Source organism: Cytobacillus luteolus, assembly GCF_017873715.1.
GTDB lineage: Bacteria > Bacillota > Bacilli > Bacillales > Bacillaceae_L > Bacillus_BV > Bacillus_BV luteola.
On sequence record NZ_JAGGKM010000002.1, the window covers coordinates 354,948 to 369,225 of the forward strand.

Consider the following 14,278-nt stretch of genomic DNA (forward strand, 5'->3'; position numbering starts at 1 on the left):
GTATATCGGATAATGATTAACATTAATTAGTAATTGAAAAGAAATAAGACTCGCTATTTATAGCAAGTCTAAATGGTTATTCATTAGATTCATTTTCTTCAAACTGCTTTGGTTCTTCAAAAGAAATAGGACCAAGTTTTTGGGATCGTAGTTCTCGTAGAATGAGCTCAGATGTTTTATCATAGTCAATATATCCACCTGCAACCATACAGCCTCTTCTTTTCCCTATTTCATCGAACAATGGTACAATCTCTTCAGGTAGTTCTTCAATATTATATCGATCTTTTAGACGTTCCGGATATTCTTCCTTTAAGAAGTTTAATACATAAACGGCAATATCTTGAAGGTTTAATATTGTATCTTTGATTGCTCCGGTTGCAGCTAGTTTTTGACCAACTAGCTGGTCTTCAAACTTGGGCCATAATATACCCGGAGTATCTAACAGTTCAAGATCCTTTCCAACCTTAATCCATTGTTGAGCCTTCGTGACACCTGGTCTATCTCCTGTTTGAGCAATGTTTTTCTTTGCTAGTCGATTAATAAGCGTAGATTTCCCTACATTCGGTATACCAACAATTAGAGCACGTATGGCTCTAGGTTTAATCCCTTTTGCAGCCATCTTATCAAACTTTTCTTTTAAAATGTCTCTCGAAGAAGTAATAATCTGCTTTAATCCAGTACCTGTTTGGGAATCTATCGCAAGTGCTTGTATTCCATTGCTTTTATAAAAGTTAATCCATTCTTTCGTAATCTTTGGATCTGCCATATCTGCTTTGTTTAATAAAACTAACCTCGGTTTATTTGTAATGATCTCATCAATCATTGGATTTCTAGATGCTAACGGGATTCTAGCATCTACGAGTTCATATACGATGTCGATAAACTTAAGTTTCTCTGTAACTTGTCTTCTAGCTTTGGCCATATGGCCAGGAAACCATTGTATTGTCATCATTTCACCAACTAACTCTTTCGTACTTTTTACTTATTTTATAATTCCAATATCGGAAAGTGGCCAATAGATCATATTGGTTTTTCCTAACACTTCTTCTAATGGAACAGGACCGATATGACGACTATCTTTACTCTGTCGTCGATTGTCTCCCATGACAAATATATGCCCTTCCGGCACTTCCTCAAGCACAAACGGATCTGTTAATGGACCATCAACTACTTCGCTTTTATATTGCTCTAAATATGGCTCTTCATACGCCTGTCCATTTATGTATAAAGTATCTTCTTTGTATTCAATATGGTCACCTGGAAGCCCAATAACACGTTTAATATAGTCCTTTTCTTCGGTAGCATGAAATACAACAATATCAAACCTTTTTGGATCTCCTATTTTATATCCGATTTTATTTACAATCATACGGTCTTCATTATGTAATGTCGGCATCATTGATAAGCCATCAACAACAATCGGAGCAAATAAAAAGTACCGTATGGTCGCTGCTAAAATAACAGCTATTGCTAAGGCTTTAACCCACTCCCAAAGCTCATTCTTTTTTCGAGTCATCTCCGTTTCCTCCACCTAAAAAGTCTATGTACTTACTATAAATACAATATGCCCTTAAAAACAAATAATTTCACTCTATCGCTTTTATTATAGGTTCTTTTTGATGAAAATAAAAGGAGCTTGATCCACAAGCTCCTTTCTACTGAAATTATCGAATTTCTTTAATACGTGCTTTTTTACCACGTAATTCACGTAAGTAGTATAGTTTCGCACGGCGAACTTTACCACGACGAAGAACTTCTAGCTTAGCAATTTTCGGTGTGTGTACTGGGAAAGCACGTTCTACACCTACTCCGTAAGAAATCTTACGTACTGTAAATGTTTCGCTAATTCCACCACCACGACGCTTAATTACAACACCTTCATAAACCTGAACACGCTCACGAGTTCCCTCGATAACTTTTACGTGTACACGTACAGTATCTCCAGGACGGAACGCAGGAAGGTCTGTTCTTAATTGTTCTTTAGTGATTTCTTCGATTAATTTTTGCATCGTTTTCTCTCCTTCTCACAGACGCTCATAACAATGCTTTTTTATCATTGCAGCGGAACATCGTTATAAAGACTAAAAGCTTTACAGCCCAAGTCACAAGGATTATCATACCATAATATGATAATCCCTGCAATAGTTACTCTAGTTCTTTCTTAATTTCTTCAATCCATACTTTCTCTCTATCTGATAGGTTATTCAAATCTAGTAAATCAGGTCTTCGTAAGAATGTTCTCCGAAAGGATTCTCTTTCACGCCAATTTTCAATTTTTTGATGATTTCCAGATAGTAAAACTGCTGGCACTTCCATCCCACGAAAATTCGCAGGACGGGTATAATGAGGATGTTCTAGCCGTCCGCTACTATGAGAGTCCTTTATCGGAGAATCTTCGTTACCTAGTACATTTGGTAATAATCGAACAACGCTATCGACAATCACCATTGAAGCTAGTTCTCCCCCAGTTAATACGAAATCACCTATAGAAATTTCATCTGTAACAACAAATTCTCTTATTCGCTCATCATACCCTTCATAGTGACCACAAACGAAAATGAGGTGATCCTCTTTTGCAAGCTCCTCAGCCTTTTGCTGAGTATACTTTTCGCCTTGGGGGCACATAAGAATCACTCTAGGTTTTCTAGTATGATCCTTCACCAACTCATCGACTGCATCAAAAATAGGCTGTGGAGTTAATACCATTCCGGCTCCGCCGCCGTAAGGGTAGTCATCAACATTTTGATGCTTGTTTGTTGAGTAATTTCTAAAGTTTACAACATTTAGGGAGACCGCGTTTTTCTCTTGGGCCTTTTTTAAAATCGATTCACCGAAAACTCCAGTAAACATCTCTGGAAAGAGTGTTAAAATGTCGATTTTCATCCTATAATAGCCCTTCCATTAGGTGAATTTTAATTACCTTATCAGAGATATTTATGTCTTTTACAATCTCCTCAATATATGGAATAAGGACATCCTTTCCACCTTTACGTTTCACAACCCATACATCATTGGCCCCAGGAGTGAGTATCTCACTGATTTTCCCTAACTCTTCTCCCTCTTCGGTAAAGACGGTGCAACCAATGATTTCATGGAAATAATATTCATTCTCTTTTAATTCTCCTAATTGGTCTTTAGGAACTCTAATAATATAATCTCTTAACTTTTCTACTTCATCTAAATTGTTATAGCCTTCAAATGTCAATAAATCAAACGTTTTATGTACACGATGACTTTTTACAGTAACCTCAATAGGCTCAGTGCCTTCGGTTTTAAAAAGATAGAGTGTATTACCAACCTTATATCTCGATTCCGTAAAGTCAGTTCTAGAAATCACCCTAACCTCACCTTTAATACCTTGTGTATTTACAATTTTACCTACGTTAAACCATTCTGCCATTTGTTATTCACCCCTGACGTATTTCGTCTACGATACCATCCTTGATGATAATCGTATTTGAATTTAAATCTTCCCATTTGTCACCGATTTTTATATCAACAATCGCCTGTACTTCTCTTTCTTTTAATTCGCTGCCAATGGGTAAAATATGTAGCTGCTCCAGTTGAAATTCGAGTATTTTAATCTTCTCTTCTCTCTTTACTATTTCTTTTTCATAATGAGACTGAACTTTAGTAGGGTTGTATTTTTTATTCTTAGCCAATTTTCTGCCTTCAAACCGTAATTGGTCACATTCTTTCAGTAAATTATCTTTTCTGGATTCGTAGTTTTGCATAAGCTCGGTTTTACTATGTTCAGTTAAAATTTGTTTAACCACTACCGTTTGCAATAATTGCATTATACAACCTCCATTATCGTTCTTCAGCTAGAATAGCTTAGACACGATCATAAGATTATTTTTAAATACATAAAAAAGGGGAGGTTTCCCTCTCCCTTCTTCATCACTTTAATTTATTCGTTAATTTCTAGATGAATTCGTTTATCAAGTCCAGTGCCTGCTGCGTAAACAACGGTACGAATTGATTTAATTACTCGACCCTGCTTACCTATGACCTTTCCCATATCTTCCTTATGAACAGACAATACATACGTCATCGTACGTTCATCAGAAGTTTCAGTGACTGACACCTCTTCTGGATGATCTACAAGGGCTTTTACAACTGTTTCAATTAACTCTTTCATCTTGACCATATTCATTACTTGCTTTGCTTAGCGTTGTGGAATTTTTCCATAATGCCTTGTTTTGAGAACAAGTTACGAACTGTATCAGATGGCTTTGCACCATTTTGTAACCATTTTAAAGCTAGCTCTTCATTGATATTAACTTCAGCTGGTTGGTTTACAGGATTGTAAGTTCCAACTGTTTCAATGAAACGTCCATCACGTGGTGAACGAGAATCTGCAACTACGATACGATAGAAAGGAGATTTATTAGCTCCCATGCGTTTTAAACGAATTTTTACTGCCATTTTATATAGCACCTCCGAAAATATTTCAACAAGATATAATATTAGCAATTCCTTTTATGTTTGTAAAGTGTTTTTTCTTAACAGCATTTAACATTACATAAATGGGAATTTAAACCCTTTTTTCTTACCTTTTGACATACTTGTCATCTGTTTCATCATTTTTTTCATGTCTTCAAATTGCTTAAGAAGTCGGTTTACTTCCTGAACGGATCTTCCACTTCCTTTTGCAATTCGCTTTTTCCTACTAGCATTAATGATATCAGGGTTAATTTTCTCCTGTTTAGTCATTGATTGGATAATCGCTTCGACATGACTGATTTGTTTTTCATCTACTTGTACATTTTTGAGCCCTTTCATCTTGTTTGCTCCTGGAAGCATATTCAAGATTTCATCAAGTGGCCCCATATTTCGAACCTGAGTAAGCTGTTCTAGAAAGTCCTCAAATGTAAAGGACATGGAACGCATTTTTTGTTCAAGTTCTTTTGCTTTATCTTCATCAACAGAAGCTTGTGCTTTCTCAATGAGTGTTAACACATCACCCATTCCAAGAATTCTTGAGGCCATACGTTCCGGATGAAATGGCTCAATTGCGTCCATTTTTTCCCCTAGACCGACGAACTTAATCGGCGTGTTTGTAACTGCCTTAACTGATAAGGCTGCTCCACCACGAGTATCACCATCAAGTTTTGTTAGGACAACTCCTGTTAGACCCAGTAGGTCGTTAAAACTTTCTGCAACATTAACCGCATCTTGTCCAGTCATCGCGTCTACCACCAGGAATATTTCATCTGGATTTGCAATTTCTTTCACTTGCTTTAATTCATCCATTAGGGCTTCATCAATGTGAAGTCTTCCTGCTGTATCAATTAATACATAGTCGTGATGATCATCCTTAGCTTTTTGAATCGCTTGTTTTGCTATTTCAACCGGGCTAATTTTATCCCCTAGTGAAAAAACAGGCATATTTAGTTGTTTGCCTAGTGTTTCTAACTGTTTAATAGCAGCTGGACGGTAGATATCGGCCGCAACGAGCATTGGATTGCGATTATGCTTTTTTCTAAGTAAATTCGCAAGCTTACCAGTTGTTGTTGTTTTACCTGCACCTTGTAACCCTACCATCATAATCACAGTAGGAGGTCGTTTGGCTACTGCAATTTTGCTTTGCTCGCCACCCATTAATTCTGTAAGCTCTTCTTGAACTACTTTTATGACCTGTTGTCCTGGAGTTAAGCTTTTCATAACTTCCTGACCTATAGATCGTTCGCTTACTTTCTTTACAAAATCTTTTACTACTTTAAAGTTTACATCCGCTTCTAAAAGTGCTAATCGTACCTCACGCATCATTTCTTTAACGTCAGCTTCTGTAACTTTACCTTTGCCACGAATTTTTTGGATCGTGTTTTGCAGTCGGTCGGCTAATCCTTCAAATGCCATATATGCCGCCCCCTAATCTAATTTCTCAAGTCTTTCAATTATATTCAAAAGCTCATTCTTTACAGTACCTTCCTTATTAGAAAGGTCTTTAAGCTGTTGAAACAATTGTTGACGCTCTTGAAATTTTTGAAATAGTAACAGCTTTTCTTCATACTCTTCAAGCATTACTTCGGTACGTCTTATATTATCATATACTGCTTGACGACTAACTTCATATTCTTCTGCAATTTCACCTAGGGAAAAGTCGTCTAAATAATATAAGATCATGTAGCTCCGTTGCTTGGGTGTTAATAACGACTGATAAAAATCAAATAAGTAGTTTATTCGTGTCGTTTTTTCAAGCATGGTGGCTCCCCCCTTTGTTAAGTGAAATGCCTTTACAAGTAAATAGTTTACAAGCCTGGGCTTTTAATGTCAAGTTTTTTTCTTGTCATTAGATTTTAGTTTACATAATGTAATTATGGTTATCTTTAAATAGTGTCAAATTAATAGGCTCTTTTCTAAAAGGTTGTTGTTTTTTTCATTCACATTGAACCATGACCGTTCCTTTGCTCTGCGGGCACTTGCTTTTTCCGGGGAGGAAGTCGAGCCTTCTCGGCGAATGCGCCTGTGGTGTCTCGACCTTTCCTCTGCTTCCTGCTGGAGTCAAGTGCCCTCCGCTCCAATTCACTCTTGTTTAATATACATTTAAAGCAACAAACTTTTGGCCATTTAATAAAGATAAAAAAGCTTCTGAACATTACAGAAGCTTTTCTACTTAATTATTCCGACTCATGTTCTTTCTCGATTAAATCAGAAAATAAACCATAGACATATTGTTCTGGGTCGAATTGTTGTAAATCGTCTACTTTTTCTCCTAGACCAACGAATTTTACTGGAATTTTGAGCTCATTGCGAATGGCTAGTACAATTCCACCTTTTGCTGTACCGTCTAGTTTTGTTAATACAATACCTGATACATTCGTTGCCTCAGAGAAGGTTTTAGCTTGTGTCATTGCATTTTGCCCTGTGGTAGCATCGAGCACGAGTAGAACTTCGTGTGGAGCGCCAGGAAGCTCACGTTCAATAACACGCTTTACCTTTTCTAGTTCTTTCATAAGGTTAACCTTATTTTGCAGTCGTCCAGCCGTATCACATAAGAGCACATCCACATTACGAGATTTAGCAGCCTGTACAGCATCAAACATAACAGCCGCAGGATCTGAACCTTCCGATTGCTTAATCACATCAACACCTACACGGTCACCCCAAACTTCTAGTTGATCGATGGCACCAGCTCTGAATGTATCTCCAGCAGCCAGCAGAACGGTTTTCCCTTCATTTTTGAGGCGATTAGCTAGTTTTCCAATTGTAGTTGTTTTCCCTGCACCATTAACTCCTACAATCAGAATAACCGTTAAGCCCTCTGACTGAATATTTAAATCAGATGACTGTTCAGACCCACATTGATAGATGTCAACAAGCTTTTCGGAGATAACAGCTTGTACATCTTTCGTATCTTGAATATTACGCCTTTTCACTTCTGTTTTAAGCTGATCAATTAACTCCATTACAGTGGATACGCCAACATCTGCTGCGATTAATATTTCTTCTAACTCCTCGAAAAAATCTTCATCTACTTTTCGGTATCTAGCGACAAGATCATTTACCTTTTCAGAAAATGAATTTCGTGTTTTTGATAAGCCATCTTTAAACTTTTCGCTTACCGAATCTGTTTGCTTAGTAATCTTTTCTTTTAGTTTCTTAAAAAAGCTCATCTTAGGTATCTTTCCTTTCATCAAAAACTATTTCACTAATTCCTTCGTTTCTTCTAGTCTTACGGAAACTAATTTGGAAACGCCAGATTCTTGCATTGTTACTCCATAAAGAACATCCGCCTCTTCCATTGTACCTTTACGGTGAGTGATAACAATAAATTGTGTTTCACTACTAAAATTCTTTAAGTATTGAGCAAAACGAAACACATTTGCTTCGTCAAGAGCAGCTTCTACCTCATCTAGCACACAAAATGGAACTGGCCTTACCTTTAAGATCGAGAATAATAATGCAATAGCCGTTAATGCTCTTTCTCCTCCAGATAGTAAACCAAGATTTTGTAGTTTTTTTCCAGGTGGCTGAGCTACAATATCTACACCCGTATTAAGTAAATCAGATGGATCCGTCAAACGCAAGTCTGCTCTACCACCGCCGAATAACGCCTGAAAAACTGTTTCAAAGTGTGAACGGATACTAGTAAACGTTTCATTGAAACGCTTTTTCATCTCATCATCCATTTCATCAATAACCTTATAGAGCGTATCCTTTGCTTCTTGGAGGTCATTCTTTTGTTCAATTAAGAATTCATATCGTTCTGAAACTCTATCATATTCATCGATTGCACCCAAGTTAACTGTCCCAAGTTCCTCAATTGCTAATTTAATAAGCTTTACTTTCTTTCTTGCTTCTCCTACTTCTATTTGAAGAGGATATTTTTCCTTTGCAGCTTCATAGGTTAATAAGTACTCTTCACGAAGCTGTGATAAGCGATTTTCTAGTTCCACATCTAATCGATTCATCTTCACTTCTTCATCTTTTAAGATATCCACTAATTGTTTATAATTTCGCTTCTCTTCTTTTACCTCTCGTTCAAGGTCTTCAAGTTTTGTCTGAAGCTGCAGGCGCTGTTCCCTTCTACTTGCAATAAGTTGAATGGTCTCTGTTTTATCACTTGACTTTCGTTTTGCAGCAATTTCAAGTTCTTCCTCACCTGAGCTATTTGTTGTCATTTCACTTGTTAAAAGATTCAAATCTTCAGTTGTATCCTTATACTTGGCTACTGTTTCTTCAAGTTCCTCAGTCATTTTTTGAAGCTTTTCTTGGTGACTTTCTACTAGCTGTAATTTCCCAGCTAGCAAAACCTTTATGTCTGTAATTTCTGACTGTAGAGATTCCTTAGATGTTCGCTGGTTATTTTTTTGTAGATTTAGTTGACTAATAGACTGATCAAGCTGCTCAATTTCAGAAGAAACTGTTACTAGTATTGTTTCTAATTCAACAATTCGATCAGACATTTTCTTATTTTCATAATCAGACATCTGTCTTTCTTGATCGTAAAGGGATAAATGCTCATTCGCATTTTTCTCTTTAAACTCAACTTCACGAAGATCTCCTTTAATTTTTTGCTGCTCAATACGTAGAGCTTCCCCGGCTTCCCTTAACTCTGCCACGGTCATTTCTTGAGTAGAGATTGACTGTTTTAATTGTTTAACTTGCTCCTCTAGCGTTGCAGTTTTCTCTTCCATCTCTGAAAGCTTTTGCGAGATATCTTCTAATTCACGACCACGGCTTAATAAAGAATTCGATTTTTGTTTAACTGCTCCACCTGTCATAGATCCACCTGGATTTACCACATCCCCCTCCAATGTCACAAGACGGAAACGATAGTTACAGAGACGAGCTAATTCGTTTGCTCCTTTTAAATCTTTGGTAACGATGACCGTTCCAAGTAGATTTGTAATCACAGAATGGTATTTATCATTGAAAGAAATTAAATCGGAAGCAACACCTATATAAGCAGAATGCCCCTTTAATGTTTGGAGTTGTGTTGATGGAATTGTTCGTTCTTTAACAACATTTAGTGGCAAAAATGTAGCACGTCCAAATGAATGCTGTTTTAAGTAATTAATAGCATGTCTACCATTTGGCTCATTGTCTACAACAATATGCTGTGTAGCTCCACCCAATGCAATTTCAACCGCTGTTTCATAATCTTTTGGAACATTAATTAACTCAGCGATTGCCCCTTCTATACCCTGAAGCTTATCTTCTCTAGCCGCATGTAATATCTCTTTTACACCTTGGAAGAAACCAGCATAATCATCCTGCATTTCTTCAAGCATTTCCTTACGAGATTTAGTCTGTTGTAAAAACTGATATGCTTGATAGAGTGTTGTTTCTTTCTTTTGATAGTTCGCCTTTAAGTTTTCAAACTTAGCTTGCTCTTCTCTAAAAGAAGAGATTTGTATACTTAATTGTTCTTCTACTTTAGAAAGCTCATGGTTTAATCTTGTTTTTTCTCCACTAATGAACTCTCGTTCTTTAATGTATTTCTGATTTGATTCAACTAGCCTACTATTTTTATCATCTTGCTGATTCATTTGTTCCTTGATGTATTTCAATTCATTTCGTGAAGTTGCCTGTTTATTTAGCATCTCAATATATTCGCTCTTAAGGTCTTCAAGCTTCTCTTCAATGTTCTGATCATGCGTTGCAAGTAGTGCTTGCTTATCTTTCAATGAACCTTTTATACTTTTGACTTCTGCTGCTAACTTTTGTAGAAGCTCATTTTCAGTTGCTCGTACAGTCGTTAAATGTTCTTGCTTCTGCTTAAGGTCAGAAGCAAGATTGTATAATTGTTCTTTATTTTGATGAGCATTCTTTTTTCTTTCTTTTAGGACTTCTTTACGTCCCTCTAGCTTTTCTAGCTCTTCACTGACTTTTAACAGTACCTGCTGTAAATCATTTATAGATTCATCAAGTGCATCTATATGATTACGCACCTTTTCTATTTCTGCTTCCTTCGTCTGTAAATCAGCTGAAAGCTCTAATTCCTGGCGTTTATGAAGTTCGATCTGTTGATTATAGCCTTCCCATTTTGTATGGAAATCCTCAATCTCATAGACGGTTAGGGCTACTTCAATATTTTCAAGGTCCTCTTTCTTCTGTAAGTAATCTTTTGCTATCGAAGCCTGAATTTTTAAAGGCTCTACCTGACCTTCAAGCTCATGTAAGATATCGTTAACCCTATTTACATTTTCCTGAGTTTCTGCAAGCTTGTATTCTGCCTTTTTCTTGCGATTTTTATATTTCAGAACACCAGCAGCCTCTTCGAAAATACTTCTTCGTTCTTCTGCTTTACTACTTAGAATTTCTTCAACTTTCCCCTGACTAATGATTGAAAATGCTTCTCTTCCAAGGCCGGAATCCATAAAAAGATCTACAATATCTTTAAGGCGACATGACTGTTTGTTAATAAAAAATTCACTATCGCCAGAACGATAGACTCTTCTAGTAACGCTCACCTCGTGATAATCAATCGGTAAAAAATAATCTTCGTTATCTAATGTTAGAGTAACTTCTGCAATATTTAATGCTTTTCTAGAGTCACTACCTCCAAAGATAATATCCTCCATTTTTGCACCACGTAACGATTTAACAGATTGTTCTCCTAATACCCATCTCATTGCGTCTGTTATATTACTTTTTCCACTTCCATTTGGTCCGACTACAGCTGTAACTCCTGGAACAAAGTCAATTGCCATTCTCTCAGCAAATGATTTGAAACCAACAATATCTAAACGTTTGAGGAACATAAGTCTCCCCCTTATGCATAATTAATATATAATCTATGAATTCTAACATATTTTATCATAAATGCGGTTGCTATTAAGATGTTTTTTTAATGAGGATATTGGAAATTGATGAAATAACAAATCCCCCTTTGGCAGGGGGACTAAGATATCTTAACTCATTTTTTCTAGTAACACTTTTAAAGCAACCTGAGCCGCCTTCTGTTCTGCCTCTTTTTTTGATTTACCAATACCAATGCCAAGCTCTTCACCTTCAAGGGAAACTCTAGACATAAACTCACGATTATGTGCAGGGCCTTTTTCTTGTAAAACTTTATACTCAAGCATTCCACGTGCGTCTCGTTGTATTAGTTCTTGCAACTGACTTTTGTAATCCATCACATGAGAAAAAGCACCTTCATTAATTCTTGGAAACACAACTTTCTCTAAGAACTCACAAACCTTACCAATCCCTAGATCCAAATATAATGCACCAATAAAAGCTTCGAATACATCGGCAAGTAGTGCTGGACGTGCTCTCCCACCAGTTAATTCTTCACCTTTGCCAAGTAATACCAATTCTCCAAATGAAAGCTGGTTAGCAAAAGAAACTAAAGAGGGTTCACAAACAATCGAAGCACGGAGCTTTGTTAATTCACCTTCACTCATTATTGGATATTTTTTATATAGGAATTCAGAAATAGTAAGCTCTAGTACTGCATCTCCTAAAAATTCTAACCGTTCATTATCTTCATACGGTTTCTTGCGATGCTCATTCACATACGATGAATGAGTAAATGCTTGTATTAGTAGTTTTTCATTGGTAAATGTTATACCAATTTGCTCTTGAAAGGCTGCGAATTTTGCACCTACATTGTTCTTCTCTTTGCGATTCACTCGTTTTATCATAGGTTCCTCCATAAAACACTGCACAATATATCTAAAGTGATTTAAATTAGTATTCCCTCACATCATAAATCTATAAAAACTCTGTTACCGCTCACTTAAAACCGCTCACTTAAAAAATATGGAAAGCCCCGTAATAATTTACGGGACTTTTTGTGTAATAGATTAAAGCTGGCTATTTATGTAGTTAACAGCATCGCCAACAGTTGCGATTTTTTCTGCATCATCATCAGAGATTTCCATATCGAACTCATCTTCAAGTTCCATAACAAGTTCAACTACATCAAGGGAATCAGCCCCAAGATCATCTTTAAAAGAAGACTCTAGCTTAACTTCAGCTTCATCTACGCCTAAACGATCTACGATAATTTTTGTTACACGTTCTAAAACATCTGCCATCTTCGGTCACCTCCCCTCAAGTATTATAGATTATATTAGCTTAAAAAACCAGTTAAAGAAATAATTAGTAATTTAAGAAAATACTAAAATTACATGACCATTCCACCGTCAACATGGAGAGTTTGTCCAGTCATATAATTGCTTTGCTCTGATGCAAGGAATAGAACAACATTGGCAATATCTTTTGGTTCTCCGAATTTACCTAACGGGATTTGTCTTAACATCTCCGCTTTTACCTCTTCAGGTAATTTGTCAGTCATATCAGTAGTTATAAATCCAGGAGCAATTGCATTTACAGTAATATTCCTAGAAGCAAGCTCCTTTGCAGCTGTTTTTGTTAGTCCAATCACACCAGCTTTTGCTGCAACATAATTAGCCTGACCTGGGTTACCACTCACACCGACAATAGATGCGATGTTAATAATTCTTCCTGATCGTTGCTTCATCATTTGCCTTGTAACTGCTTTAGTACAGTTAAAGACACCTTTTAGATTGATGTTAATTACATCATCCCATTCGTCCTCTTTCATTCTCATTAGCAAGTTATCTCTAGTGATTCCAGCATTGTTTACTAAAATATCAATCGTACCAAAGGTAGAAATGACCTCTTTTACCATATTCTGAACAGAGTCACTATCTCCTACGTTAGATTGAATTGCAAACGATTCTCTTCCTAATGCCTTAATCTCATCAACTACTTCGTTCGCCTTTGCTTCACTACCTGAGTAATTGACTGCAACGTTTGCACCTTGTCTTGCTAATTCCACTGCAATTGCACGGCCTATTCCTCTAGAGGCTCCAGTAACTAACGCAACCTTACCATTAAGCATTCTGAGTTTCCCCCTTAATTGATTCAATCGTTGATACCAATGATTCCTCATCATTTATGGAATACGTAGTCAGTTTACGATTTACTTTTTTAACTAATCCAGATAGAACTTTTCCAGGACCAATTTCAATAAATGTATCTACACCAAGCTCAACTAGTGTTTCAACAGAGTTCTCCCATAAAACTGGAGAATAGAGTTGTTCAATAAGCTTGACTTTTATTTCATCAGCGTCTGTAATCGGTCTAGCCGTTACGTTAGAAATTACAGGTATACTTGCATTATTAATATCTAGACCTTCTAAAACAGCTGAAAACTTTGTAGCTGCGGGCTCCATTAATGCAGAATGAAAAGGACCACTAACATCAAGCGGAATCACTCGTTTGGCACCTTTCTCCTTTGCCATTTGAGAAGCAAGTGAAACCCCTTCAACAGTACCAGAAATTACGATTTGGCCTGGGCAATTTAAATTCGCTAATTGAACAGAATTTCCTTCGCTAGAAACCTGGTCTGTTATCTGTTTCAAATCAAGACTTGCCATACCAAGAATCGCTGCCATTGTTCCGACCCCTGCAGGAACAGCTTCTTCCATAAGCTCTCCTCGTTTACGAACAGCATATACGGCATCTTCAAAAGAGAGTGCACCTGCTGTAACCAGTGCCGAATATTCACCTAGACTATGTCCAGCCACATAATCTGGAACGATGTTAGCTTCTTTAAATTTTTCTAAAATCGCAATACTAGTTGTCAATAATGCAGGCTGAGCGTTTGCTGTTAAAGTTAACGTTTCTTGAGGTCCCTCAAAAATTAATGAAGTTAGTTCAAATTCAAGTCTTGAATCTGCTTTCTCAAAAATGCTTGCAACGTTAGGATAATTATCAGCTAGTTGTTTCCCCATTCCTACAGTTTGAGATCCCTGTCCAGGAAAAATAAATGCAATTTTCCCCATACCTCTAC

General features: G+C 36.8%; 16 protein-coding genes. All 16 read right to left on the reverse strand.

Features of this window, described 5'->3' with window-relative positions:
• Positions 1-76: 76 nt before the first annotated feature.
• On the reverse strand, positions 77-949 hold the full coding sequence (gene ylqF / locus J2Z26_RS06595; protein WP_193537356.1) for a ribosome biogenesis GTPase YlqF: 873 nt from the start codon (positions 947-949) through the stop codon (positions 77-79).
• Positions 950-982: 33 nt separating this feature from the next.
• Positions 983-1,516, reverse strand: a complete 534-nt coding sequence (gene lepB / locus J2Z26_RS06600) for a signal peptidase I (protein ID WP_193536695.1) — start codon at positions 1,514-1,516, stop codon at positions 983-985.
• Between the two features lie 148 nt (positions 1,517-1,664).
• Complete coding sequence (gene rplS, locus J2Z26_RS06605; protein WP_193472752.1) at positions 1,665-2,009, reverse strand: 50S ribosomal protein L19; 345 nt, start codon at positions 2,007-2,009, stop codon at positions 1,665-1,667.
• 136 nt (positions 2,010-2,145) lie between these two features.
• Complete coding sequence (gene trmD, locus J2Z26_RS06610; protein WP_193536697.1) at positions 2,146-2,883, reverse strand: tRNA (guanosine(37)-N1)-methyltransferase TrmD; 738 nt, start codon at positions 2,881-2,883, stop codon at positions 2,146-2,148.
• A gap of 1 nt (position 2,884) precedes the next feature.
• The gene (gene rimM / locus J2Z26_RS06615; protein ID WP_193536699.1) at positions 2,885-3,400 is read right to left on the reverse strand and encodes a ribosome maturation factor RimM; all 516 of its coding nucleotides are present in this window, start codon (positions 3,398-3,400) and stop codon (positions 2,885-2,887) included.
• A 7-nt stretch (positions 3,401-3,407) separates the two neighbouring features.
• A complete protein-coding gene (locus J2Z26_RS06620; RefSeq protein WP_193536701.1) occupies positions 3,408-3,797 on the reverse strand; it encodes a YlqD family protein in 390 nt (129 codons plus the stop codon).
• A gap of 113 nt (positions 3,798-3,910) precedes the next feature.
• Entirely contained in the window at positions 3,911-4,141 is a 231-nt protein-coding gene (locus tag J2Z26_RS06625) for a KH domain-containing protein (protein WP_193537358.1), read from the reverse strand.
• A 14-nt stretch (positions 4,142-4,155) separates the two neighbouring features.
• Positions 4,156-4,428 (reverse strand): 30S ribosomal protein S16, encoded by a 273-nt coding sequence (rpsP, locus tag J2Z26_RS06630; RefSeq protein ID WP_193536703.1) that lies wholly within the window; start codon positions 4,426-4,428, stop codon positions 4,156-4,158.
• A gap of 93 nt (positions 4,429-4,521) precedes the next feature.
• Positions 4,522-5,862, reverse strand: a complete 1,341-nt coding sequence (ffh, locus tag J2Z26_RS06635; protein ID WP_193536705.1) for a signal recognition particle protein — start codon at positions 5,860-5,862, stop codon at positions 4,522-4,524.
• A 12-nt stretch (positions 5,863-5,874) separates the two neighbouring features.
• Positions 5,875-6,207 carry a putative DNA-binding protein gene (locus tag J2Z26_RS06640; protein WP_193536707.1) on the reverse strand — a complete coding sequence of 111 codons (333 nt, stop codon included), beginning with the start codon at positions 6,205-6,207 and terminating at the stop codon, positions 5,875-5,877.
• A 416-nt stretch (positions 6,208-6,623) separates the two neighbouring features.
• Positions 6,624-7,619 (reverse strand): signal recognition particle-docking protein FtsY, encoded by a 996-nt coding sequence (ftsY, locus tag J2Z26_RS06645; RefSeq protein WP_193536709.1) that lies wholly within the window; start codon positions 7,617-7,619, stop codon positions 6,624-6,626.
• 27 nt (positions 7,620-7,646) lie between these two features.
• Positions 7,647-11,213, reverse strand: a complete 3,567-nt coding sequence (gene smc / locus J2Z26_RS06650) for a chromosome segregation protein SMC (protein ID WP_193536711.1) — start codon at positions 11,211-11,213, stop codon at positions 7,647-7,649.
• 150 nt (positions 11,214-11,363) lie between these two features.
• On the reverse strand, positions 11,364-12,098 hold the full coding sequence (gene rnc, locus J2Z26_RS06655; protein ID WP_193536714.1) for a ribonuclease III: 735 nt from the start codon (positions 12,096-12,098) through the stop codon (positions 11,364-11,366).
• Positions 12,099-12,260: 162 nt separating this feature from the next.
• Positions 12,261-12,494 (reverse strand): acyl carrier protein, encoded by a 234-nt coding sequence (gene acpP / locus J2Z26_RS06660; protein ID WP_193536717.1) that lies wholly within the window; start codon positions 12,492-12,494, stop codon positions 12,261-12,263.
• A gap of 89 nt (positions 12,495-12,583) precedes the next feature.
• Positions 12,584-13,324, reverse strand: coding sequence for a 3-oxoacyl-[acyl-carrier-protein] reductase (gene fabG / locus J2Z26_RS06665; RefSeq protein ID WP_193536719.1), 741 nt, complete (start codon positions 13,322-13,324; stop codon positions 12,584-12,586).
• Positions 13,317-14,270, reverse strand: a complete 954-nt coding sequence (gene fabD / locus J2Z26_RS06670; RefSeq protein ID WP_193536722.1) for an ACP S-malonyltransferase — start codon at positions 14,268-14,270, stop codon at positions 13,317-13,319. Before fabD ends, fabG begins: the two co-directional genes overlap by 8 nt.
• Positions 14,271-14,278 lie beyond the last annotated feature (8 nt).

Excerpts from the sequence above, each read along its gene's own strand:
- ylqF (WP_193537356.1), bottom strand. The coding sequence starts at position 949 with ATGACAATACAATGGTTTCCTGGCCATATGGCCAAAGCTAGAAGACAA.
- lepB (WP_193536695.1), bottom strand. The coding sequence starts at position 1,516 with ATGACTCGAAAAAAGAATGAGCTTTGGGAGTGGGTTAAAGCCTTAGCA.
- rplS (WP_193472752.1), bottom strand. The coding sequence starts at position 2,009 with ATGCAAAAATTAATCGAAGAAATCACTAAAGAACAATTAAGAACAGAC.
- trmD (WP_193536697.1), bottom strand. The coding sequence starts at position 2,883 with ATGAAAATCGACATTTTAACACTCTTTCCAGAGATGTTTACTGGAGTT.
- rimM (WP_193536699.1), bottom strand. The coding sequence starts at position 3,400 with ATGGCAGAATGGTTTAACGTAGGTAAAATTGTAAATACACAAGGTATT.
- J2Z26_RS06620 (WP_193536701.1), bottom strand. The coding sequence starts at position 3,797 with ATGCAATTATTGCAAACGGTAGTGGTTAAACAAATTTTAACTGAACAT.
- J2Z26_RS06625 (WP_193537358.1), bottom strand. The coding sequence starts at position 4,141 with ATGAAAGAGTTAATTGAAACAGTTGTAAAAGCCCTTGTAGATCATCCA.
- rpsP (WP_193536703.1), bottom strand. The coding sequence starts at position 4,428 with ATGGCAGTAAAAATTCGTTTAAAACGCATGGGAGCTAATAAATCTCCT.
- ffh (WP_193536705.1), bottom strand. The coding sequence starts at position 5,862 with ATGGCATTTGAAGGATTAGCCGACCGACTGCAAAACACGATCCAAAAA.
- J2Z26_RS06640 (WP_193536707.1), bottom strand. The coding sequence starts at position 6,207 with ATGCTTGAAAAAACGACACGAATAAACTACTTATTTGATTTTTATCAG.
- ftsY (WP_193536709.1), bottom strand. The coding sequence starts at position 7,619 with ATGAGCTTTTTTAAGAAACTAAAAGAAAAGATTACTAAGCAAACAGAT.
- smc (WP_193536711.1), bottom strand. The coding sequence starts at position 11,213 with ATGTTCCTCAAACGTTTAGATATTGTTGGTTTCAAATCATTTGCTGAG.
- rnc (WP_193536714.1), bottom strand. The coding sequence starts at position 12,098 with ATGATAAAACGAGTGAATCGCAAAGAGAAGAACAATGTAGGTGCAAAA.
- acpP (WP_193536717.1), bottom strand. The coding sequence starts at position 12,494 with ATGGCAGATGTTTTAGAACGTGTAACAAAAATTATCGTAGATCGTTTA.
- fabG (WP_193536719.1), bottom strand. The coding sequence starts at position 13,324 with ATGCTTAATGGTAAGGTTGCGTTAGTTACTGGAGCCTCTAGAGGAATA.
- fabD (WP_193536722.1), bottom strand. The coding sequence starts at position 14,270 with ATGGGGAAAATTGCATTTATTTTTCCTGGACAGGGATCTCAAACTGTA.